The following is a 21,714-nucleotide window of genomic DNA, read 5'->3' on the forward strand; positions in this document are numbered from 1 at the left end:
CCGCTTTGGCAGGCTGCGGACGGCCCCCCCCTGGCGGAACCGATGGGCCAGCCCCTCGGGCTCCCCGGCAGGAAACTTGTTTCCTGCACCTTCATCCGAAGATGAGACGATCGAAGATCCAGGGAACCGGGGGGCGCAAAATCTGCCCTTTGTCAGCGGCCACTGGCTCCAGCGGCCGGCCCGCCACTCGGCAGGGTGCTGCCACCCGGCGCAGGCCCGACGCGGCCCACATTGCCGAACAGCGCCTGCAGCAGGCTGCGCTCGGTGCCCGGGCTCGGCGTCTCGCGGCTCACGAAATTCACCCGCGGCATGTCGTCCTGGTTGAGCTGCCGCACCTCGGCCACGGTCCCGGCCGGGTTGAAGGCCACGACCACCACGCGCTGCGAGCGCAGCGCCATGGTGCGGGCGGGGCGCTGCTGCGTGACGCCGCTGATGTAGTACCAGTTCTCGTCCGAGAAGGTGCCGGCATGGCTCGGGCTGCCCAGCAGCGCCTGCACATCCGCGCGGGAGGTAACGCCCGGCGTCAGCTGCGCGATCTGCTCGTCCGAGACGGCGTGGCCGCGATTGACGATCGGCGTGGTGAAGACTTCGCGCGGGCGCTCGGGCAGCGGCGGCAGATAGGAACAGCCCGCCAGCGCCGGAAGGGCCAGCGCGAGGAGAAGACGGATGTTGACCAAGGCGGGGTGTCGGGCCATGTGCCGGATTAACGTCACCCAGCCCTCGCGGTCAATGCGTCCCCCTCCTCGCGCGGGGGGCCTGCGCCGCGCGGGCTCCATTCAGGATGTTCCAGATCATGGGCCTTCTCGGCCTGTTTCGCCGCCGCCCCCACGAGCGGACCGGCTTTGCCCTCTACGGCGCCGCCGTCGCCGCCGCGCGCGCGCCGCACTTCTATGCCGAGCTCGGCGTGCCCGACACCGCCGCCGGGCGGTTCGAGCTGGTGTCGCTGCATGTGGGCCTTCTGATTCGCCGCCTGCGCAGCGAAGGCGACGCCACGGCCGATGCGCTGGGCCAGGCCGTCTTTGACGCCATGTTTGGCGACATGGATGTGAACCTGCGCGAAATGGGCATTGGCGATCTCAGCGTCGGCAAGCGCGTGAAGATGCTGTGGGAGGGGTTTCACGGCCGCGTGCAATCCTATGCCGCGGCCCTGGATGCGGGGGATGCCGCTGCCCTCGCCACCGCGCTGGAACGCAACATCTGGGTGAAGGAGCCAGAGCCCCCCGGCTCCGGCGCCAGCCTCGCCGAATATGCCCGGGCAATGGCCACGCGCCTCGCCGGGCAGGAGGTCGCGGCGATGCTCCGGGGCGAAGTGAGCTTCGCGTGAGCGCCGAATTCAGCCATCGCCTGCCGCTGGCCCATGTGCCGGCCGCCGGCCAGGCCCTACGCCTCCTGGCCACGCCCGCCGAGCGTGACGCCCTGGCCCGCCGCTTCGACCTCTTCGCCCTGCATGCCCTCGCCGCGGAGCTGCGCCTGGCGCCGGGCCCGGAAGGCGTGATCCATGTGACGGGCGAATTGACAGCGGAGCTGGAGCAGGCCTGCGGCATCACCCTCGCCCCCGTCCGGCAATCCGTGCGGGAGGCCGTCGCCTGGCGCCTGCTGCCCGAGGGGATGGAGCCCACGGATGGCGAGGACGACCCCGATGATATCGAGACCGAGCAGGGCACGGCCGATCTGGGCGAGGCGCTGGCACAGCAGCTCTCCCTCGCCATTGACCCCTATCCGCGGGCACCTGGCGCCGAGATGCCGGCGGACCTCTCCGATGGTGGCGCGCATGGCCCCTTTGCAAAGCTGTTACGGCTCAAGCCGACGGAGTAGGTTGCGCGGAAGGAAGGATGGGTGCTAATCGCGCTCCCTCCCTGCCGTCGCATGCCCGCTGCGGCCGTTTTCGCTTGGGCGCACCCCGCCCCCCTCTTTGCCTGGGCCACACGGCGCTTGTTCCGGTGGTCCTCTACCCGTTGAAAGGCTGGCTCCATGGCCGTCCCGAAGAAGAAAGTTTCCCCCTCGCGCCGTGGCATGCGCCGCAGCCACATGGCCCTCCCCAAGGAGGTGCATGTCGAGTGCTCCAATTGCGGTGAGCTGAAGCGCCCGCATCACATCTGCCCCTCCTGCGGTCATTATGACGGCCGTGAGGTCGCCGCCGCCGATGCGCTGAAGGGCGTGGTTCGCGGCTGAGCCGGTGCAGATCGGGGGGATCCGCACGTGAATATGGCGGCACCCGCCGAAGGGGGCCTGCGGCGCTTTTCCCTGGCCATTGACGCCATGGGGGGCGACCACGCGCCGGATATCGTGCTCGATGGCCTGGAACTGGCGGCCGAGCGGCATCCCAAGGCGCAATTCCTGCTGGTGGGTGATGAGGCACGGCTGCGCGAGGGGCTGAAATCCCGTCCGCGCGCCGAAAAGCTTTGCGTCATCCGCCACGCGCCGGATGCCATCCCGGGGGACATGAAGCCGACCGCGGCGCTGCGCCAGGGGCGCAACTCTTCCATGCGGCTGGCCATTGACGCCGTCGCCAAGGGTGAGGCCGCAGGCGTGGTGTCCGCCGGCAATACGGGGGCGCTGATGGCGCTCGCCAAGATCGTCATCAAGACCATGCCGGAGATTGGCCGCCCCGCGCTGGCCGCCATCACGCCCTCGGCGCGCGGCGACGTGGTCATGCTCGATCTCGGCGCCAATATTCAGTGCGATGCCCGCAACCTGATCGAATTCGCCATCATGGGCGATGCCTTCGCGCGCGCCGTGCTGGGCCTGCCCAGCCCCACCATCGGCCTGCTCAATGTCGGCTCCGAGGAACTCAAGGGCGATGACCGCGTGCGCCAGGCGGCCGAAGTGCTGCGCGAGGGGCATGCCGGCATCAATTTCCACGGCTTCATCGAAGGCCATGACATCGCGGCCGGCACGGTGGATGTGGTGGTGACCGACGGCTTCACCGGCAATGTCGCGCTCAAGACCGGCGAGGGCGCGCTGAAGCTGATGCGCGATCTGCTGCGCCAGGTCTTCACCTCCTCCATCCCCGCCCGCGCCGGCTATCTGCTGGCCCGCCCGGCACTGGAGCGGCTGCGCGAATGGATGGATCCGCGCCGCTACAATGGCGCGATCCTGCTCGGGCTGAACGGCGTCGTGGTGAAATCCCATGGCGGCACGGATGCGACGGGCTTCGCCCATGCCATGGATGTGGCGATGGACATGGTGACGCATGGCTTCACGCAGAATATCCGCGAGGGGCTGTCCCGCCTCGCCACGCATGCTGCCCCCTTGGCTTCCCCCGTGGTCGCCCCGCCGGCGGTCATCGCTCAGCAGGACTGAACTGCCTTGACGCTTCGCTCCGTGATCGCCGGCTGCGGCGGCTATCTTCCCCCCGATATCGTGAGCAATGAGGCGCTGGCCGCGCGCTACGGGCTGGATACCAGCGATGCCTGGATCCGCGAGCGCAGCGGGATCACGCAGCGCCATCTGGCCGGCCCGGGTGACACCTGCGCCTCGCTCGGCGCCGAGGCCGCCCGCCGCGCCCTGGCCCATGCCGGCGCCCTGGTGGCGGAGGTGGATGCGATCATCGTCGCCACCGCCACCCCGGACCACGCCTTTCCTGCCACGGCCGTGCGCATCCAGGCGCTGCTGGGCATGGAGCGCGGCTTCGGCTTCGATATCTCCGCCGCCTGCACGGGCTTCGTCTATGCGCTCTCGGTCGCGGATGCGATGATCCGTGGCGGCCAGGCGAAGACCATCCTCGTCATCGGCTGCGAGATCTATTCACGCATCCTCGACTGGACCGACCGCGGGACCTGCGTGCTGTTTGGCGATGGCGCCGGTGCCGTGCTGCTGCGCGCCCAGGAGGGGGAGCGCGGCGTGCTCTCCACCCATCTGCATGCTGATGGCCGGCATGGCGATATCCTGCTGGTCGAAGGCACCACGGGCCCGCTGCGCATGGCCGGGCGCGAGGTCTTCAAGCATGCGGTGAACAAGCTCTCCGCCGTGGTGGATGAGGCCTTGGAGGCCAATGGCATCGCGCGCGAGGATGTGCAGTGGCTGGTGCCGCACCAGGCCAATATCCGCATCATCGAGGCCATGGGCAAGAAGCTCGGCCTGCCACGGGAGCGCGTGGTGGTGACGGTGGACCGGCACGCCAATACCTCGGCCGCCTCGGTGCCGCTGGCCTTGTCGGAGGCGGTGCATGATGGCCGGATTCAGCGCGGCGACCTGGTGCTGCTGGAAGCCATTGGCGGTGGCCTGACCTGGGGCGGCGCGCTCATCCGCTTCTGAGCCGAGTGGCTCGCGGCAGGCGGGGCGCAAATTCCTTCCGCCCATGGGCTGACCAGGCACATGCGCCGGATCAGCCCCGCCCCCGCATCTGCCCTCAGCTCTTGCGGACGTTCCAGAACAGCGGCGCGCCCTGGACGATGCCGGACACATTCCGCCGATGCGCCGTCGCCAGGAAATACTGGCCGAGCGGGATCATCGGCACATCCTGCATCGCCTGCGCCTGGATGCGCCGCGCGATGGCCTGCTGCGCCGCAAGATCCGGCGCGTCGAACCAGGCGTTGCGCAGGTTCTCCAGCTCCGGGCTGTCGGGCCAGCCGATCCAGCCATTCGTGCCATTGCCGCGCAGCCCCAGATGCCCGGCAGGCGAGGCGAAATCCTGCCCGCCGCCAAAGGTGAAGAAGGCCGACCAGCCGCCCCGCTCCACCGGCTCGCGCGAGGTGCGGCGGGAGAGCACGGTGCCCCAATCCAGCGCCTGGTAATCGAGGTTGATGCCGATGCGGCGGAAGATATCCGCCCCCACCTCGGACATGGCGCGCAGGAAGGGCAGGTCGGACGGGACGATCAGCACCATCCGCTGCCCGGCATAGCCGGCGGCCGCCAATTCGCGCCGCACGCGATCGAGATCACGCGGCGAGGTGAGCGCACCCATGGCCTCATCATTGGCGAGCGGCGTGCCGGGGGTGAAGACGCCCACCTTGTCGCGCCACAAATCCGGGTTGTTGCCGACGATGGCCTGCATGAAATCCGGCTGGTTGATGGCGCCCAATATGGCACGCCGAATCGCCGGATTGTTGAAGGGCTGCTGCGTGTGGTTGAAGCGCAGGAAGCCCACCCAGCCCGAGGTTTCCAGCGTGGAAATCTCGATGTTGCGGTTGCGGCGCAGTGTGGGCAGCAGGTCCGTCACGGCCTGTTCCCACCAATCCACCTCGCCCGCCTGGAGGGCTGCCGAGGCCGTCGCCGCATCCGGCATCACGATCCATTCGACGCGGTCCAGATTGGCGACCTTGCCGCCGGCCGTGAAGCTCGGCGCACCCTCGCGCGGGACATAGCCGTCGAAGCGGGAATAGACGGTGCGGGCGCCGGCCACGCGCTCACCGGGCACGAAGCGATAGGGGCCGGAGCCGATGATCTCGCTGACCTGCGTCGCCGCATCGGTGCGGGCCAGGCGCTCGGGCATGATGAAGGGGACGGTGACGGTGGTCTTGCCGAGTGCCGCGGGCAGCAGGGGAAAGGGCTTCTTCAGGCGGAAGCGCAGGCGGCGGTCATCCAGGGCGGTCAGTTCATCCGTGGCGGCAAACAAGGCCTGGCCGAAGGCATCGCGCGAGCCCCAGCGGCGCAGGCTGGCCACCGCATCGGCGGCGCGCACGGGTTCGCCATCATGGAAGCGCAGATTGGGGCGCAGCGTGATGATCCAGGTGAGGCCGCCATCCTCGACCACATGGCCCTCGGCCATCTGCGGCTGCGGGTTGAAGTTGGCATCGGTGCCATAGAGCGTGTCATAGACCAGATAAGCGTGGTTGCGGCTGACGAAGGCGGTGGACCAGAGCGGGTCCAGCACGGTCACATCGGCTTGCGGTACGAAGCGCAGCGAGCGCGCGCCCTGGGCGGCGACCATGGAGGGCGCGGCTAGGGCGAGGGGGGCGGCAAGCAGGGTACGGCGGGGGAGTGTGGTCATGCAAGGGCTCCGGTAGGGACACCCGCATCCTGGGTAAGCGGCGTGGCGAGCGCAAGACATCCTTGGGTGGATCATCGCGCGCGCGGCAGGCTTCTGCGCGAGAGAGGAATTTCCTTGACGCGGCCTATTGTTCCCTTTATGTTCTAAATATACAGGGAGACATGCCTCGTTTGATCCCGCGTCGGGCCTCTCCTCTGATCCTCGCTGCTTGTGTGCTCTGTGCGGGGCTCCTCGGCCTTCGCGAAGCGCTCCGCCCGCCAACACGATGGAGCGGGCAAGACGCAGAATTTCGGCTCCGACTTGATGTCGCAGAATCGCAAGGCGCTCGGGTTGTCGCAATCACACTCAACGGCGAGGAGTTCTCGCCGGAAGCACTGAAGGCCAAGCTCGGGCGGAACAAGACGTTGCGCTTCAGCTACCGCGGTCAGCCCGTCATGCTCATGACGCTTCGGCTTCGTTTTGAGGCTGGCGATACCTTCGAGGCAGAGCGGATGATCATGCCATTCCTGGACAATGTCTGCGATCTGGACGTCCGGCTTGATGGCCGCGTTCTGACCCTCTCCGCTTGCCGACTTGCCAGCGATTCTGAATGGGATTGAGGATCAGGCAACTCCTCCTCCCCGTTTCCAATCACACGCCAATACCAGACAAGGAGAACACCGTCATGTCATCTACGGCAGGACCAGCGAGTGCTGAGCGGTTGATTCGTGAGGTCTATGATTTCGCCCGTGCCGCAACGGCGGCATCGGGCCTGCCGGGTCGCGATTCCGGACTTGCTGACGCATTTCGGCACATGGTGGGTGCCGCCGAACTGGCGCGTCGTATCGGCGCGCTGCCGGCCTACGCGGCCGTTGAGGGCAATGAGACGATCAGTTGGTTCATGGAACGCTACAATGCCTTTCTCCAACGTGAGCCGGGCCCAGGGCGCAACGAAGAAGACCGTGCGATGGACCGTATCAACAACGCCATCGGCATCCGCATCGGCCTCCGGGCCAGCAATCCGACGGAAGTGCTCAACGCTGCTCGTTTCGAGATTGAGCGTGCCTATGAGCGCGGCCCCGGTGTTGGAGGCGCCGCGACGTGGCTCCCGACACGAAGCTGGGTGGAGTCCATCCGTCCAGACAGCAACTGGCCACCGCGAAGCTGGCCGGAAATCGAGGCCGCACCAGATGTGCGAGCCTATCCCGGGCACGCCATCCCATCCATCCACCGCCGCGCGGGCGCGATGGGCGGTGGCCCCGTTCAGGTCCGGCCGCACAGCCGGGATGGCCATCCCGTTCAGGGCTATTCCCGCGCCGCCCCCGCGCGCTGATCTCACCCGGGCAGAATCAGCGCCCGCGCTGCCACCAGCGCCGCGATGGCCGCCTCACCGAGCCCCGCCTCCCGCAGCACTTCCCGCCCATGCTCGCCCAGGCGCGGCGTCGGCCCGCGCGGGATTTCGCCATGCGCCGAGAACCGCACGGGTGCCGCCATCCGCGTCAGCGCGCCCTCGCTCGGGTGATCCTCCGGCTGGAAAAAGCCGCGCGCGTTCAGATGCGGGTCCGCGCGCAGCGTCGGCAGATCATGCACCGGCGCGCAGGGCAGATCGGCCGCTTCGAGCAGGGCCAGCCATTCCGCCGTGCCGCGCGTGGCGAAGATGCTGGCCAGTTCCGCATAGAGTTCATCAATATGCCGCAGCCGCGTCGTGTGGTTCTTGAGGCGCGGGTCCTCCGTCATCCGCTCCGGCGTGCCGATGGCGGCGAAGAAGCGCTCCCATTGCGCCTGGTTGTAGATCATCACGCCGATATAGCCGTCCAGCGTCGCATAGGGCTTGCGGTCGGGGCTGATGAGGCGGGCATAGCCGCCCTGGTCCGTGGCGGGCTCGAAGCCCAGGCCGCCCAGATGATCGCCCAGCACCATGCTCGCCATCACCTCGAACATCGGCACCTCCACCTCCTGCCCCAGGCCCGTGCGCCCGCGTTCCAGCAGCGCTGCCAGGATGGCCGAGAGCGCGTGCATGCCCCCCACCCGGTCCGCCAGCGCGATGGGCGCGTAGCGCGGCGCCGCACCCCCCTGCGCCAAGGCGAGATGCGCCAGCCCGCCAATGCCCTGGATCAGATCGTCATAGGCGGGCTTGTCGGCATAGGGCCCGTCCTGGCCGAAACCGACCAGCGCGCAGAACACCAGGCGCGGATCGGCCGCGCGCAGCGTCGCGGAATCCAGCCCCAGCCGCGTCAGCGCGCGTGGCCGCACATTGGTGATCACCACATCGCAGGTGCGGGCCACGGCCAGGGCGGCGTCGCGCGCGGCGGGCTGCTTCAGGTCGAGGCACAAACCGCGCTTGCCGCGATTGAGTGTCAGGAAGATCGCCCCCATGCCGGGATTGCGCGCGGGCTCCGTGTGGCGCGTCACATCGCCCTCGGGCGCTTCCAGCTTGATGACCTCGGCGCCCATCTCGGCCATCAATTGCGTGGCATAGGGGCCGAACAGCACCGTCGTCATGTCGAGCACGCGAATGCCCGCGAGTGGTCCGGCGCCCATATCCATCTCCCCTGTCGGCGGCCGAGGCTAGAGCATCATCCGCTGAAACGGAATCATGCGCCGCGATCAAGCGGCTTGCACGGCGCCGGGCGCCCCCCCTTTGCAAGTGCCCCACTTCGCGCCAGCCTCCGCCCAAAGGGAGAGACGCTTCACGCATGAGCAAGTTCCGCATCGGCTATGTCGGCTTCGTGCCGCACCCCAATTTCCTGGAGACCGCGGCGAAGGACCCGGCACTGGAAATCGTGCACATCCCGCTGGAAGCCAGCACGGGCGAGGCGGTGCAGGCGCTCTCCTCCTGCCATGGCTACTACGTCATGGCCGCGCGCGATGAATTGCCCGTGCCGCTGCATGTCCATGCCGAGCTCCTGGGCAAGCTGCCCAACCTGCTGATGGCCGCGAGCTACGGCGCCGGCTACGACCCCTGCAACCCTGAGGATTGCACCGCGGCCGGCGTGCTGCTGGTGAACCAGGCCGGCGGCAATGCGGAAGGTGTCGCCGAACACGCCGTCGGCATGATGCTCGCCTGCCTCAAGCGCATGCCGGAGGCCCAGGCTTCGATGATCGCCGGCACCGCGCGCAACCGCGCCACGCTGCTGGGGCGTGAATTGCGCGGGCGCGTCGTGGGCCTGGTGGGCTGCGGCAATGTCGGTGCCCGCGTGACCGAAATCGTGAAGGCCGCCTTTGGCTGCCGCGTCATCGTCTGCGACCCCTTCCTGGATGCCGCCACCATCGCGGCGCGCGGCGCTGAGAAGGTGGATTTCGCGACCCTCCTGGCCGAGGCCGATGTGGTCAGCCTGCATTGCCCGCTGACGCCCGCCACGCGCGGCATGATCAATGCCGAAGCCTTCGCCGCGATGAAGAAGGGTGTGGTCTTCGTCACCACCGCGCGCGGCTCCATCCATGACGAGGATGCGCTGCTGGCAGCCCTCAACTCCGGGCATGTGGCCAGCGCCGGGCTGGATGTCTGGGAGGTGGAGCCGCCGCCCACGGATCATCCGCTGCTGCATCACCGCGCCGTGATCGCGAGCCAGCACACGGCGGGTGTCACGCAGGAAAGCCGGGCCAATATCACGAAGATCGCGGCCCTCGCCTTTTCCGAACTGGCGGCGGGGCGGATGCCGCCGCGCATCGTCAATCCGGAGGTGAAGGCGCGCTTCGTGGAGCGCTATACGGCGGCGTTCGGCCGGCCGCCGCTGGAGGCTTGAGAGGGCGCTGCCCTCCCAGCCTCTCGCTGCGCCCTTATTCGGCGCGGATGTTCGCGGCGCGGATCACAGCCTCAAGCGCCGTGATCTGGGCCGCGATGAAGCTCGCGAAGGCTTCCGGCGTGCCGCCGCCCAGCACCGCGCCCTGCTCGACAAGACGGCCGCCGATCTCGGGCTCGCGCAGGGCGGCATCCACGGCGGCGGACATGCGCGCCACGATCTCGGCCGGCGTGCGCGCGGGCGCGACCAGGCCGAACCAGGTGCCAAAGAGGAAGCCGGGCAAGCCGGCCTCGGCCGTGGTCGGCACATCGGGCAATTGCGGCAGGCGCACGGGTGTGGCGACGGCCAGCGCGCGCACCGTGCCCTCGCGGATTTGCGGCAGGATGTTCGGCAGATTGTCCACCATCAGGTCAATCTGGCCGGAGACGAGGTCCGTCACCGCCGGTGCGGCGCCGCGATAGGGCACGTGCAGGATCTGCGCCCCGCTCTGCTGCTTGAGCAATTCCAGCGCCAGATGCAGCGAGGAGCCATTGCCGGCTGAACCCGCGCGCACCGCATCCGGCTGCGCCCGCGCCGCCGCCAGCATCTCGGCCAGGGTTTGCCAGGGCCGCGCGCGCGCCACGACGATCACCTTTGGCGTGTTCACCAGAAGCGAGGTGGGCGCGAAGGCCGTGCGCGTGTCATAGGGCATCGCGGCGAACAGGAACTGGTTGGCGGCCAGCGGGCCGATGGAGCCGAGCAGCCATGTGTATCCATCGGGTGCCGACTTCGCGACGAAATCCGCCGCGATATTGCCGCCCGCACCCATCCGGTTCTCCACCAGCACCGGCTGGCCCAGCATGGCCTGCAGCCGGGCGGCGAGCGGGCGTGCCAGCAGGTCAGCCAGCCCCCCCGGCGCGAAGGGCACGATGATGCGCAAGGGCCTGCCCGGCCAGGGCGTCTGCGCAAGCGCCGCGCCCGGCAGCAGCGCGGGCAGGGCCAGAAGCGAACGGCGATCCATCATCTACTTGGCCTTGTGATAGAGGTGGGGGATGGCGTGATCCACGACCACGTCGAGCAGCATCGGGCCGTCCTGCGCGAAGGCCTGGGTGAGGCCCGCATGCAGCGCCTCGGCCGTTTCCACGCGAACCCCCGGGCAGCCCTGGCCCGCCGCCAGGCTCACGAAATCCAGCCCGGGCAATTCGATGCCCGGCGCGTTCTCCACGCCCAGCACGCGGCTGAAGCTGCGCATCGCGCCATAGCCCGCATTGTTCACGACGATGATGGTCAGCGGCAGCCGCGCCTGCACGGCACTCCAGATCGCCTGGATGGAATACATCATCGAACCATCGCCGATCACGGCGACAACGCGTGTGCCCGGCTTGGCCAGCGCCACGCCCACGGCGGCCGGCAGGGAATAGCCCAGGCCCCCGCTGGCCATGGTGTAGAAGCCGCCCCAGCGCGTGATGGGCAGATGCTGTTGCAGTGCTGGCCGGTGCGATGGCGCTTCCTCCACCAGGATGGCATCCGCCGGCATGGCGTCGCGCAGCGCGGCAAACAGATATTCGGCCGGCAGCGGGATGGCGGCCTGGGGTGCCGGCGGGCGCGGCCGCGCGGCGGGTGCGCCGCGCCGTGTGGCCGGCAGCCGGGCCAGCAGGGCGGGCAAGGCGAGGCGCATGCTGCCGATGATGGCCGTGCCCGATGTGGCGGCCGCAGCCGCCTCGCCATCCGCGGTCAGCTGGAAGATGGGCGTGCCGTCGTGGAACACCGCGCATTCGCCCGCCACATGGAAGGTGAAGGCGGGTGCCCCGATCACCACCACCAGGTCAAACCCGGCCAGTCCCGCCGCCACGGCACCGGGGGCGGCGGCGAGGAAGCCCGCGAAAAGCGGGTGATCCTCCAGGCAGGCCATGCGGCTGGCGAAGGGGCTGGCCATGATGGGTGCCCGCGCATGTTCTGCCAGCGCCACCAGGGCCGGCCCGGCACCTTCCTGGTCCACCTCCGGCCCCACGACGAAGACCGGCTTGCCAGCCTGCGCCAGCGCCTCGGCCAGCGTGGCCAGCAGGGCCGGATCGGGTGCGACATCCATGCTCACCACGCGCCGTGGCACCGGGCGCGTCAGTACGCCCCAGTCATCCATCGGGATGCTCACCAGCGTCGGCCCCCAGGGGCGCTGCATGGCGATGCGGTGAGCATGGGCGATGGCGGCGGGCACATCCTCGGCGCGCGCCGGCTCGATGCTCCATTTCACATAGGGGCGCGGGAAATTCGCGGCCTCGGTGGCGCCGAGGAAGGGGTTGCCGGGCAGCAGCGAGCGCGCCTGTTGCCCCACGGTGATGACCAGGGGCGCCTGGTTGCGGAAGGCCGTGAAGATATTGCCCGCCGCATGCCCGACCCCCACGGCCGAATGCAGGTTGCAGAAGGCGGCGCGGCCGGTGGCCCGGGCATGGCCATCCGCCATCCCCACCACGACGGATTCCTGCAACCCCAGCACATAGGTGAAATCCGCCGGCCAGCGGTCGAGGAAGGGCAATTCGGTCGAGCCCGGATTGCCGAAGACCGTGGTCATGCCGAGGTCACGCATCAGCGCGAAGGTCGCCTCGCGCACGGTGACGAGACCCGTCTCTATCGGACCATGTGGCATGCTGGTTTCCCCCTGGGCTTTGGCCGCAGGGTGCCGCGTCCATGCCCCGGGCCGCAAGGCCCGCTGTGCTGACGCGCCGCAAGGCCCGCCTTGCCGAAGCTCAGCCCGGGCTGGCCATGACCAGGCGCATCAGCCGCTCCAGCCGGGGATCGGCCAGGCCCATCGCGGCGAGCTGCCGCGCGGTGTTTTCCAGATATTCGCGGTTGGTGCCGGTCTTGCCCGCGCCGCGCGCGATGGTGGCCGCCGTGCTCTGCTCGCAGGGGCGGCAATAGGCGGGGTGCGCGCGGTCCGCCACATAGGTGATGCCGCGTACGTCACGCCCGGAGGCGAGGCGCAGCTTCAGCAACCGGCGGTGATAGACATTCTCGCCATTCGGGTTCTCGCGCGATTCCAGATAGTCCAGCACTTCATGCGCCGCAGCGCGCGCCACGCGGAACGCGACCCCGCGGCAGGTGCCGCCGCGATCCAGGCCGAGCACCAGGCCCGGCGCCTCCGGCGTGCCGCGGTAATGCCGGGACCAGAGGCAGAAGCGGCGGTGATAGCCACGCAGCAGCGCCGGCTCATGCCCCAGATGCGCGAAGCCCGGCCGCCAGATCAGCGAACCATAGGCGAAGACATAGAGATGCCCATCGGCATCGAGCGGCAATGGAGGCCTTGCGGCCTCGGACGCTAATGGAGGCCTGACGGCCTCGGGGAATAATGGAGGCCTGACGGCCTCGGGGAATAATGGAGGCCTGACGGCCTCGGGGAATAATGGAGGCCTGACGGCCTCGGGCGGCAAATCCTGCACCACGCGGCAACCTTTGCGAAACCAACACGGACGTTTAAGCCTCCCAGCATGGCAAGAAAATGGTGGGCGCTGTTTCTTCTCGCCCTGATCCTGGCCGCTGGCGGCCTGTACTGGACCTGGCATGAGGCAACCCTCCGCCTGGAGGCGGAGCTTGCCCGCTGGAGCGAGGCGCGCCGCGCCGAAGGCTGGCAGGTGGCCCATGCGCGCCCCGAACGCACGGGCTTCCCGCTGGGGGCGGCGCTGAAGCTCGATGGCCTCGCCCTGCGCGCACCCAATGGGGTGGGCTGGCAGTCGGAGCGCGCGACCCTCGGGCTTTTCGCGCAGGATCACCGGCAATTGCGGCTGGAACTGACCGGCGCACAGCAACTGATCCATCCGCGCGGCGCGATGCCCGTGCAAAGCCGCTTCCTCACCGTGCGGCTGCGGCTGGATGGCCAGGGCGGCACGCTGGAGGGCGAGGGGCTGCGCCTGGGCGAGGGGCTGGAGCTGCGGCGCCTGGCGGTGAACATCTTCGGCACGGATTTCGACCTCCGCGGCGAGGGCATCGTCGCTTCCGGGGTCTCGCCCGGCTTGTCGCGCGTGGACAGCCTGCAGCTCAGTGGCCGGCTGACCCATCCGCCGGGCAGCAGCGCCGCCGCGTGGCGGGCGGCGGGCGGCACGCTGAATATCGGCCATGGCGAATTGCGCATGGGCGACGTCGCGGCCCAGCTGCGCGCCACCATCACGCTGGATGCGCAGTTGCAGCCCGAGGGGCGCGGCAACCTGACCATCATCGGGGTGCAGGAGGGGGTGAATGCGCTGGTCGCGGCCGGGCTCCTTGCCCCCAACATGGCGGGCGGCTTGCGCACCGTGCTGAGCCTCGCGGCCCGCGTGCCGGCCGAAGGCGGGCCGGCGCGGGTGGAGTTGCCGCTGGAGCTGCGCAACCGGCGCGTGACGCTGGCGCGCATCCCGCTCGGCATCTTCCCGCCGCTCGACTGGCGGTAGCGCATTGCCCTGGGCGCCGGGCCGCCGCATGCTGACCCCAACAAATATGTTGGAGGAAAAGCATGGCGTCCGTTCCCATCGCCGGCGCGCGTTTTGTCATCATCGGCGGCGGCAGCCTGGTGGGCTCCGCCACCGCGGCCGAGCTGCTGGAGGCAGGTGCGGCCGAGGTCCGTCTCTTCGATAATTTCTCGATGGGGGCGGAGAGTGCGGTCGCGCATCTGAAGGACCATCCGCGCCTCACCATCATCCGTGGCGATGTGATGCGCATGGGCGATCTCCTCGCCGCGCTGGAGGGCATGGACGGCGCCCTGCTGCTGGCCGCCTACATGACGCTGAACATGGATCGGGACCCCTGGGGGGGCCTCGATGTGAATATCCGCGGCGTGCAGAACGCGCTGGAAGCCAGCGTGGCGCGCGGCGTGAAGAAGGTGGTCTTCGCCTCCTCCAACGCGGTCTATGGCTATGGTCCCGGCATCAAGGGCGAGCTGGTCGAGGGCACGCCCTTCCACAGCGAAGGCGCGCCGCCCGCCGCCATCATCTACGGCGCGACGAAGATCATCGGCGAGCAATTATGCCGCACCTACACCACCAAGCGTGGCCTGCCGCATGTCGTGCTGCGCTATTCCACCGTCTATGGCGAGCGGCAGCACCATCGCGCCGCCAATGCGCTCTACATCATCGAGACGCTGGACAAGCTGGCGCGTGGCGAGCCGCCGGAAATCTTCGGCGACGGCAGCGAGACGAAGCACTTCGTCTATGTGGGTGACCTGGCGCGCGCCAACCGCATGGCCTTCGAGAGTGCGGCCAGCAATGTCGCGGTGAATTGCTCGGGCCCTGCACCGATGACGACGCTCGAACTGGTCACGCTGGTGACGGAGCTGGCCGGCGGTGGGCCGGCACCGCGCTTCGTGGGGGAGACGGCAGGCAAGGTTCGCCTCACCTCCGGCGGCGCGTTCCGCATCGCGCATGAGAAGGCCTTCTCCACCATCGGCTGGAAGCCGCAGGTGGAGATGCGCGAGGGGCTTTCGCGCCTGATCACCTGGCTGCGCACCCAGCCGCCGGCGGCGTAAGGCGGCCATGTCAACCACGCAGGGAGGAATGTCCATGATGCATCGTCGCACGCTTCTGGTGGCTTCGGCGGCCACGCTGGCCGCACCGGCACTCGCGCAATCCTGGCGGCCGGACCGGCCCATCGAGATCGTCGTCGGCTTCACGCCGGGGGGCGCCACGGATGTGGATGCGCGGCTTTTCGTGCGCTTCCTGGAGCCGCGGATCGGTGGCACCTGCGTCGTCGTGAACCGCCCGGGTGCCGGGGGCGAGGTGGCGCTGGCCGCCATCGCGCGCGGGCGCGCCGATGGCACCCTGATCGGCACGACCAACATGCCGGGGCTGCTGACCATCCCGATCGAACGGCCAGCGCAATTCAAGCTCGATGACTTCACGCCCATCGGCAATATCGTGGGCGATCCCTCGGCGATCTCGGTCCGGGCCGACAGCCCCTATCAGACCATCGAGCAGTTGTTCGAGGCGGCGCGGCGAGAGCCGGAGGGCATCTCCTTCGGCTCGCCCGGCATCGGCACGGATGATCATCTGCTGGTCGTGCTGCTGCAGCAGGCGACGGGGCTGCGCTTCAACCATGTGGCCTTCCAGGGCGACCCGCCGATCCGCACCGCCATCCTGGGCCGGCAATTGATCGCGAGCGGGCTGAACCTCGGCTATGTGCTGACCAATATGGACGGCATGCGGCTGCTGGCCCTGGCGGCGAATGAGCGCAGCCGCTTCGCGCCCGATCTGCCGACGCTGAAGGAAAAGGGCATTGACGTGACCATGGCCTCCGAGCGCGGCCTGGTCATGCCGGTGGCAACACCCGCGCATATCGTCTCGCGCTTCCGGGAAGCGACGGATGATATCGCGAAGGACCCCGAATTCATCCGCGCGATCGAGGCGCGCTCCCTGCTGGTGCGCCATGAATCGGGCGAGGCCTGGTTCACGCGGTTGCGCGCGGATGAACAACGCTATCGGGCACTCTGGCAGACCACGCCCTGGGCGCAGCGCTGATGGCCGCGCCCGAGATCCCACCGCGCGCCGGCCGCCTTGCCGGCAAGCGCGTGCTTCTGCTGGGCGCGGGCTCGGTGGGTGAGGGCATCGGCAATGGCCGCGCCATGGCGGTGCTGTTTGCGCGGGAGGGGGCGCAGGTCGCTTGTGTAGACCTCAACCTCGCCGCCGCCGAGGAGACGACGGCGCTGATCGCGGCCGAGGGCGGCCAGGCCTTCGCCCTGGCCGCGGATGTGACGCAGGAGAGCGAGATCGCGCGCATCGTGGCCGCCACCATGGCGGCCTTCGGGCGGGTTGATATCCTGGTGAACAATGTCGGCGGCAGCGTGCCGGGCGGGCCGGAGGAGATGTCGCCCGAGGTCTGGCACCGGCAATTCCATCACAACCTGCATTATGTGCATCTGAGCACGCGCGCCGTGCTGCCCATCATGGTGCGGCAGGGGGCCGGGGCGATCGTCAACCTCTCCTCGGTGGCGGCGATGCGGCATATCGGCTCGGACCTGATGGCCTATGCGGCGTCCAAGTCGGGGGTGGTGGCGCTCTCCAAGATGATCGCGGTGCGCTACGCGCCGCAGGGGATCCGCTGCAATGTGGTGGTGCCGGGCCTCATGCACACGCCGCTGGTGGAGGCGCGGCTCGCTGGGCAGCGCAGCGGGGGCGATGTGGCGGCGATTGTCGCGCGGCGCAACGCGCAGCCGCCGATGGGCCGGATGGGCGATGCCTGGGACGTGGCCTATGCGGCGCTCTACCTCGCCTCGGACGAGGCGAAATACGTGACGGGTGCCGAGATCGTGGTGGATGGCGGGCTGACGCTGCGCACGCCGTAGCGCGCCGGGCGTGGCGCGGCTTGCCCGCGCTGGCGCGCGATTTGCAGGCACAGGCGGAAACCTTCGCTGGAGCCGCCCATGCGCCGTCGTTCTGCCCTGATTCTCGGCACTGCCTGCCTTGCCGCGCCGCATGTCGCGCGCGCACAGGCAGGCACCATCCGCCTCATCGTTCCCTTCGCGCCGGGTGGGGCTTCCGACACCACGGCGCGGGTGATCCAGCCCGGTTTCGCGGCCGCGATGGGGCGCACCGTGGTGATCGAAAATCGCGCCGGGGCCAGTGGGTCCATCGGCACGCTGCAGGTGGTGCGCGCCACGCCGGATGGCAGCGTCATCGGCATTTCCAACACCTCGCCGCATGGCATCGTGCCGCTGGCCAGCAACCCGGCGCCCTATGATGGCGACCGCGACTTCACCCATATCGCGATGGTGGCGGATACGCCCACCGTGATGCTGCTGCCCGGCAATTCGCCCTTCAACAGCTTCCAGGAATTGATGGAGGCCGCGCGCACCCGCCCCAATGGCGTGACCTATGGCAGCTCGGGCGTGGCCGGCATGCAGCACCTCCAGGGGGAGATGATGGCCAAGCTCTCCGGGCTGCGCTTCATCCATGTGCCCTATCGCGGGACCGGCCCGGGTTTGCAGGCGACCATCGCGGGTGAGGTGGATTGTTTCCTCACGCCCATGGCCGGCACGACGGGCGCCATCGAGGCGCGCCAGGTGAAGCCCATCGCGGTTTCCACGGCCGAGCCCTTCGCGCCGCTGCCCGGCGTGCCGACCTATGTGCAGCTCGGCCTGCCGCAGCTGACCGTCTCCTCCTGGACCGGGATTTCCGGGCCGAAGGGCATGCCGCCCGCCATCGTCGCCGAGATGCATGCGGCGATGCAGCGCGTGCTGGCGGATGCCGATACCGGGCGGCGCCTGGTGGCGGCGGGACTCTATCCGCTGACGCGGCCCTATTCCTCGGCCGATTACCAGCAGGTGCATGCGGATTTCGCGCGCGTCTGGGGGCCGGTCGTGCGGGAGGCGCGCATCACTTTGGATTGATGCGGGAGGCGCGCATCACTTTGGATTGATGCGGGAGGCGCGCATCACTTTGGATTGATGCGGGACGCGCGCGTCACGTTGTGTTCATGCGGGGCGCACGCATCACGTTGGATTGATGCGGGAGGCCGGGGCGTGGCAAGGGGGAGGGGAGAGCCGCCCCTCTTGCGCGAAAGTCCGAACCCGATGGCCGAACTCGCCGAACCCTACGCCCAGCGCCCCGCCCTGCGCGGCACGCGCCACATGGCTTCGGCCGGGCATTATGGCGCGGCGCATGCCGCCTTCGCCGTGCTGGAAGCGGGCGGCAATGCCGTGGATGCGGCGGTGGCGGGTGGCATCGCCCTGGGCGTGCTGCAACCCGATATCGTGAATGTCGCCGGCGTCGCTCCCATCGTGATCCGCATGGCCGATGGCGAGGTGTGGACCATCGCGGGGCTGGGCGCCTGGCCGCGCGCCATGGACCCCGAATACTTCACCCGCAGCTGCCATGGCAGCATTCCCGAGGGGCTGCTGCGCACCGTGGTGCCCGCAGCACCCGATGCCTGGATCACGGCGCTGGCCCGCTTTGGCACGATGCGCTTCGGCGAGGTGGTGCAGGCGGCGATCCGCTTCGCCGAGGGCTTTCCCGTGCATCCCTTCATGGCGAACACCATCGCGGGCTATGCGGAGAAATACGCGCGCTGGCCGTCCAACGCCGCCATCTACCTGCCCGGCGGGCGGCCGCCCCGGGTGGGTGACATCTTCGTGCAGGCGGATCTCGCGAAAAGCCTGCGCTACATGGCCGATGAGGAAAGTGCCGCCCTGGCCCGTGGCGGGGATCGGCTGGCCGGGCTGGAAGCGGCGCGGGCCGCGTTCTACCGCGGCGATATCGCCCAAGCCATCCTGCGCTACCACCGCGAGGAAGGCGGCTGGCTTTCGGCGGAGGATCTCTCGGAATACCGCTCCCCGGTGGAGCGCGCCGTCTCCGTCCGCTTCGCCGGCGCCGATGTTTATACCTGCGGCGCCTGGTGCCAGGGGCCGGTGCTGGGCCAGGCCCTGAACATGCTGGACCCGGCGGCGCTGCACGCGGCCGGCCACAACAGCACGGACTACATCCACACCATCATCGAGGCCATCAAGCTCGCCTTCGCCGATCGCGAGGCCTTCTATGGAGACCCCGATCACGTGGATGTGCCGCTCGCTGGCCTGCTCGATCCGACCTACGGCGCCGAGCGCGCGCTGCTGATCGACCCGCTGCGCGCCTGGCCCGAAATGCCGCCGGCCGGCCAGCCGAAGGGCGGTGCTGCGCGGGGCCTGGGGGCCGGGGCGGCGCTGCATCTGGATGGCATGCCCTCGGGCCCGCCGCGCGATACGTCCTACATCTCGGTCGTGGATCGCTGGGGCAACAGCGTGTCCGCCACACCGAGCGATGTGTCGAGCGATACGCCGGTGATCCCGGGCACCGGGCTTTGCCCCTCCTCGCGCGGGTCGCAATCCTTCACGGCGCCGGGCCACCCGAGCCGGGCCGCGCCGGGCAAGCGGCCGCGGCTGACGCCCAACCCGATCATGGTGGTGATGCCGGGGCAATTCGTGCTGCCCCTCGGCACGCCCGGCGGCGATGTGCAATCCCAGGCGATGCTGCAGGTGCTGATGAACATCCTGCTCTTTGGCATGGACCCCCAGGATGCGGTGGAGCATCCGCGCGTCGCCACCTACAGCTTCCCCGACAGTTTCGAGCCGCATGCCTATTACCCCGGCCGGCTGTGCCTCGAAGGCCGGATTGACCGCGCGACAGGCGATGCGCTGGCCGCGCGCGGCCACGGCGTGGCTTGGTGGCCCGACCGCATCTGGCGCGCGGGGGCCATCTGCGCGATCCAGGCGGACCTCAACAGCGGCATCCTGACCGCCGGCGCCGATCCCCGCCGCGCCAGCTATGCGGTGGGGTGGTAAGCCCATGGAGATCTGCCTCAGCTTCGACAATGGCCCCGAGCCCGAGGTGACGCCGCTGGTGCTGGCGGCACTGGCGCGGCGGGGCCTGCGCGCAAGCTTCTTCCCCATCGCGCAGAAACTGCGCGACCCCGCGCGGCGTGCGCTCGCCGAGCGCGCCCTGGCCGAGGGCCACCGCATCGGCAACCACACGCTGACCCATGGCGTGCCGCTGGGCCGGCGCGGCGGTGCCGAAGCCGTCGCGGAAATCACGGAGGCGGAGGCGCTGCTCGGGCCATTGAACGCGCAGCGCCTGTTCCGCCCGAATGGCGGCGGCGGCGCGATGGGCCCGCATCTGCTCAACGCGAGTGCGCTGCGCCACCTGCGGGAGAACGCCTACACCATCGTGCTGTGGAACGCCGTGCCGGGCGATTTCCGCGACCCGGATGGCTGGCCGGAGGTGGCGCTGGCCCAGTGCCGGGCGGTCCAGGGCCCGGTGCTGCTGGTGCTGCATGACCTGCCCAATGGCGCGATGCGGCATCTGGACGCCTTCCTCGATCGCCTCGCGGCGGAGGGCGCCTGCTTCACCCAGGAATTCCCTGCCGCCTGCATCCCGTTGCGGCATGGCCTGCCGCTGTGCGACCTTGCCACGCTTTCCGGGGAGGATATCGCGCCATGAAGCGCCGGCCATTGCTTGCCATGGGGCTCTTTGCCCCCGCCATTTCCACGGGTGTGTCCCAGGCCCAGAACTCGGCCCAGGCGCCGGCCTGGCCCGACCGGCCGATCCGGCTGGTGGTGCCCTTTCCCGGTGGATCAAGCACCGACATCCTCGGCCGTATCGCGGCGCAGCAGCTTTCGCGTGGGCTGAATGGCGCGACCGTGGTGGTGGATAACCGCGCCGGTGCCGGGGGCACCATCGGCTCGCAATACGTGGCGCAGGCGGCACCCGATGGGCTGACGCTGCTGCTGGGCACCATCGGCACCCACACGGTGAACCCGCATCTGATGCCAGGCCTGCCCTATGACCCGATGCGGGATTTCACCCCCATCATCGCGCATTCCAAGACCAAGATCCTGCTGGTGGTGCGGCCGCAGCTGGGCGTGCGGAGCATGGCGGAATTCATCACGCTCGCGCGCACGCGGCCGCTTTCCGTCGCCTCCTCCGGCACGGGCACCACGGGGCATCTGGCCCAGGCCCTGCTGGGCGAAGCAACCGGCATCGCCACCACCCATGTGCCCTATCGTGATGGTGGCCGCGCCGTGACCGATCTGCTCAGCGGCCAGATTGACGCGATGTTCTACCACACGCAGTTCGTCCGCGCGCATATCGAGGCTGGCACCATGCTGGGCCTCGGCATCACCGGGGCCACGCGCAGCGATGTGCTGCCCGGCGTGCCCACCTTCGGCGAAGGCGGCCTGCCCGCGATCAATGTGGAGGCCTGGTGGGCGATCTACGCGCCGGCCCGGCTGCCCGCGCCCCTGACGCTGCGCCTCAACGGCATCTTCAACGCGGCGTTGCTGGAAGCGGAGACGCGCGCCGCCTTCGCCCGCAACGGCGTGGAAGGCATGGGCGGCAGCGCCGAGGAGCTGGCCAGCTTCCAGCGCGCCGAACTGGACCGCTGGCGCGAGGTGGTGCGGCGGGCGAATATCACCGCGGATTCCTGATGCATGTCCAAGCCGTGCGGCTTCGCGCGGCGGTTTGGAAAATCTGTGAAAGCGAATGGCTGGAGGCGTTGCAGCGTGTCTGCTTCCGGTGAAGCAACTGCGGAAGGCGCCTGAAACAGGCCAGGAAGCGAGAGGGCTTTGCCCTCTCGCGCTCTCCCACCAAGAAACTC

At 69.3% G+C, this 21,714-nt stretch carries 22 protein-coding genes; 16 read left to right on the plus strand and 6 right to left on the minus strand.

Annotated elements, in window-relative coordinates; all coding sequences use genetic code 11:
- Positions 1-152 precede the first annotated feature (152 nt).
- Positions 153-695: an outer membrane protein assembly factor BamE gene (bamE, locus tag LHU95_RS04355; protein ID WP_248710159.1), complete on the minus strand. Its 543-nt coding sequence runs from the start codon at positions 693-695 to the stop codon at positions 153-155.
- Positions 696-793: 98 nt separating this feature from the next.
- Between bamE and LHU95_RS04360 the strand changes: the two genes are divergently transcribed.
- The 5 genes from LHU95_RS04360 to LHU95_RS04380 all read left to right on the plus strand — a co-directional run bounded on the left by LHU95_RS04360 (position 794) and on the right by LHU95_RS04380 (position 4,257).
- On the plus strand, positions 794-1,324 hold the full coding sequence (locus LHU95_RS04360; RefSeq protein WP_248710160.1) for a ubiquinol-cytochrome C chaperone family protein: 531 nt from the start codon (positions 794-796) through the stop codon (positions 1,322-1,324).
- A complete protein-coding gene (locus LHU95_RS04365) occupies positions 1,321-1,815 on the plus strand; it encodes a DUF177 domain-containing protein (protein WP_248710161.1) in 495 nt (164 codons plus the stop codon). The genes LHU95_RS04360 and LHU95_RS04365 overlap by 4 nt, the downstream gene beginning before the upstream one ends.
- Positions 1,816-1,971: 156 nt before the next feature.
- On the plus strand, positions 1,972-2,172 hold the full coding sequence (gene rpmF / locus LHU95_RS04370) for a 50S ribosomal protein L32 (RefSeq protein WP_248710162.1): 201 nt from the start codon (positions 1,972-1,974) through the stop codon (positions 2,170-2,172).
- A gap of 33 nt (positions 2,173-2,205) precedes the next feature.
- Positions 2,206-3,303, plus strand: coding sequence for a phosphate acyltransferase PlsX (gene plsX / locus LHU95_RS04375; RefSeq protein WP_248711499.1), 1,098 nt, complete (start codon positions 2,206-2,208; stop codon positions 3,301-3,303).
- Between the two features lie 6 nt (positions 3,304-3,309).
- A complete protein-coding gene (locus LHU95_RS04380) occupies positions 3,310-4,257 on the plus strand; it encodes a beta-ketoacyl-ACP synthase 3 (protein WP_248710163.1) in 948 nt (315 codons plus the stop codon).
- A 94-nt stretch (positions 4,258-4,351) separates the two neighbouring features.
- Here the strand turns inward: LHU95_RS04380 and LHU95_RS04385 are convergent, their stop codons facing one another.
- Positions 4,352-5,932, minus strand: a complete 1,581-nt coding sequence (locus LHU95_RS04385) for an ABC transporter substrate-binding protein (protein ID WP_248710164.1) — start codon at positions 5,930-5,932, stop codon at positions 4,352-4,354.
- A 161-nt stretch (positions 5,933-6,093) separates the two neighbouring features.
- Here LHU95_RS04385 and LHU95_RS04390 point away from each other — a divergent pair, with 161 nt between their 5' ends.
- Entirely contained in the window at positions 6,094-6,531 is a 438-nt protein-coding gene (locus LHU95_RS04390) for a hypothetical protein (protein WP_248710165.1), read from the plus strand.
- A 65-nt stretch (positions 6,532-6,596) separates the two neighbouring features.
- The gene (locus LHU95_RS04395; RefSeq protein WP_248710166.1) at positions 6,597-7,244 is read left to right on the plus strand and encodes a hypothetical protein; all 648 of its coding nucleotides are present in this window, start codon (positions 6,597-6,599) and stop codon (positions 7,242-7,244) included.
- Positions 7,245-7,246: 2 nt separating this feature from the next.
- Here LHU95_RS04395 and LHU95_RS04400 read toward each other — a convergent pair whose 3' ends face one another.
- Positions 7,247-8,452, minus strand: coding sequence for a CoA transferase (locus tag LHU95_RS04400; protein WP_248710167.1), 1,206 nt, complete (start codon positions 8,450-8,452; stop codon positions 7,247-7,249).
- A 155-nt stretch (positions 8,453-8,607) separates the two neighbouring features.
- Here LHU95_RS04400 and LHU95_RS04405 point away from each other — a divergent pair, with 155 nt between their 5' ends.
- Positions 8,608-9,657, plus strand: a complete 1,050-nt coding sequence (locus LHU95_RS04405; RefSeq protein ID WP_248710168.1) for an NAD(P)-dependent oxidoreductase — start codon at positions 8,608-8,610, stop codon at positions 9,655-9,657.
- 34 nt (positions 9,658-9,691) lie between these two features.
- On the opposite strand, the gene LHU95_RS04410 is transcribed toward LHU95_RS04405, so the two are convergent.
- From LHU95_RS04410 to LHU95_RS04420, 3 genes are all read right to left on the minus strand, one after another.
- Positions 9,692-10,657, minus strand: a complete 966-nt coding sequence (locus LHU95_RS04410) for a tripartite tricarboxylate transporter substrate binding protein (RefSeq protein WP_248710169.1) — start codon at positions 10,655-10,657, stop codon at positions 9,692-9,694.
- A complete protein-coding gene (gene mdlC, locus LHU95_RS04415; protein WP_248710170.1) occupies positions 10,658-12,277 on the minus strand; it encodes a benzoylformate decarboxylase in 1,620 nt (539 codons plus the stop codon).
- A 100-nt stretch (positions 12,278-12,377) separates the two neighbouring features.
- Positions 12,378-12,923, minus strand: a complete 546-nt coding sequence (locus LHU95_RS04420) for a gamma-glutamylcyclotransferase (RefSeq protein ID WP_248710171.1) — start codon at positions 12,921-12,923, stop codon at positions 12,378-12,380.
- Positions 12,924-13,115: 192 nt separating this feature from the next.
- Here LHU95_RS04420 and LHU95_RS04425 point away from each other — a divergent pair, with 192 nt between their 5' ends.
- From LHU95_RS04425 to LHU95_RS04460, 8 genes are all read left to right on the plus strand, one after another.
- Complete coding sequence (locus tag LHU95_RS04425) at positions 13,116-14,051, plus strand: DUF2125 domain-containing protein (protein WP_248710172.1); 936 nt, start codon at positions 13,116-13,118, stop codon at positions 14,049-14,051.
- A gap of 62 nt (positions 14,052-14,113) precedes the next feature.
- Entirely contained in the window at positions 14,114-15,121 is a 1,008-nt protein-coding gene (locus tag LHU95_RS04430) for an NAD-dependent epimerase/dehydratase family protein (RefSeq protein WP_248710173.1), read from the plus strand.
- A gap of 34 nt (positions 15,122-15,155) precedes the next feature.
- On the plus strand, positions 15,156-16,109 hold the full coding sequence (locus tag LHU95_RS04435) for a tripartite tricarboxylate transporter substrate binding protein (protein ID WP_248710174.1): 954 nt from the start codon (positions 15,156-15,158) through the stop codon (positions 16,107-16,109).
- Positions 16,109-16,933, plus strand: a complete 825-nt coding sequence (locus tag LHU95_RS04440) for an SDR family NAD(P)-dependent oxidoreductase (RefSeq protein ID WP_248710175.1) — start codon at positions 16,109-16,111, stop codon at positions 16,931-16,933. Before LHU95_RS04435 ends, LHU95_RS04440 begins: the two co-directional genes overlap by 1 nt.
- 78 nt (positions 16,934-17,011) lie before the next feature.
- Positions 17,012-17,977, plus strand: a complete 966-nt coding sequence (locus tag LHU95_RS04445; protein WP_248710176.1) for a tripartite tricarboxylate transporter substrate binding protein — start codon at positions 17,012-17,014, stop codon at positions 17,975-17,977.
- 162 nt (positions 17,978-18,139) lie between these two features.
- On the plus strand, positions 18,140-19,903 hold the full coding sequence (locus LHU95_RS04450) for a gamma-glutamyltransferase (RefSeq protein WP_248710177.1): 1,764 nt from the start codon (positions 18,140-18,142) through the stop codon (positions 19,901-19,903).
- A 4-nt stretch (positions 19,904-19,907) separates the two neighbouring features.
- Complete coding sequence (locus LHU95_RS04455; protein WP_248710178.1) at positions 19,908-20,558, plus strand: polysaccharide deacetylase family protein; 651 nt, start codon at positions 19,908-19,910, stop codon at positions 20,556-20,558.
- Positions 20,555-21,544 carry a tripartite tricarboxylate transporter substrate-binding protein gene (locus LHU95_RS04460; RefSeq protein ID WP_248710179.1) on the plus strand — a complete coding sequence of 330 codons (990 nt, stop codon included), beginning with the start codon at positions 20,555-20,557 and terminating at the stop codon, positions 21,542-21,544. Before LHU95_RS04455 ends, LHU95_RS04460 begins: the two co-directional genes overlap by 4 nt.
- Positions 21,545-21,714 lie beyond the last annotated feature (170 nt).

Source organism: Sediminicoccus sp. KRV36 (genome assembly GCF_023243115.1).
Taxonomy (GTDB): Bacteria; Pseudomonadota; Alphaproteobacteria; order Acetobacterales; family Acetobacteraceae; genus Roseococcus.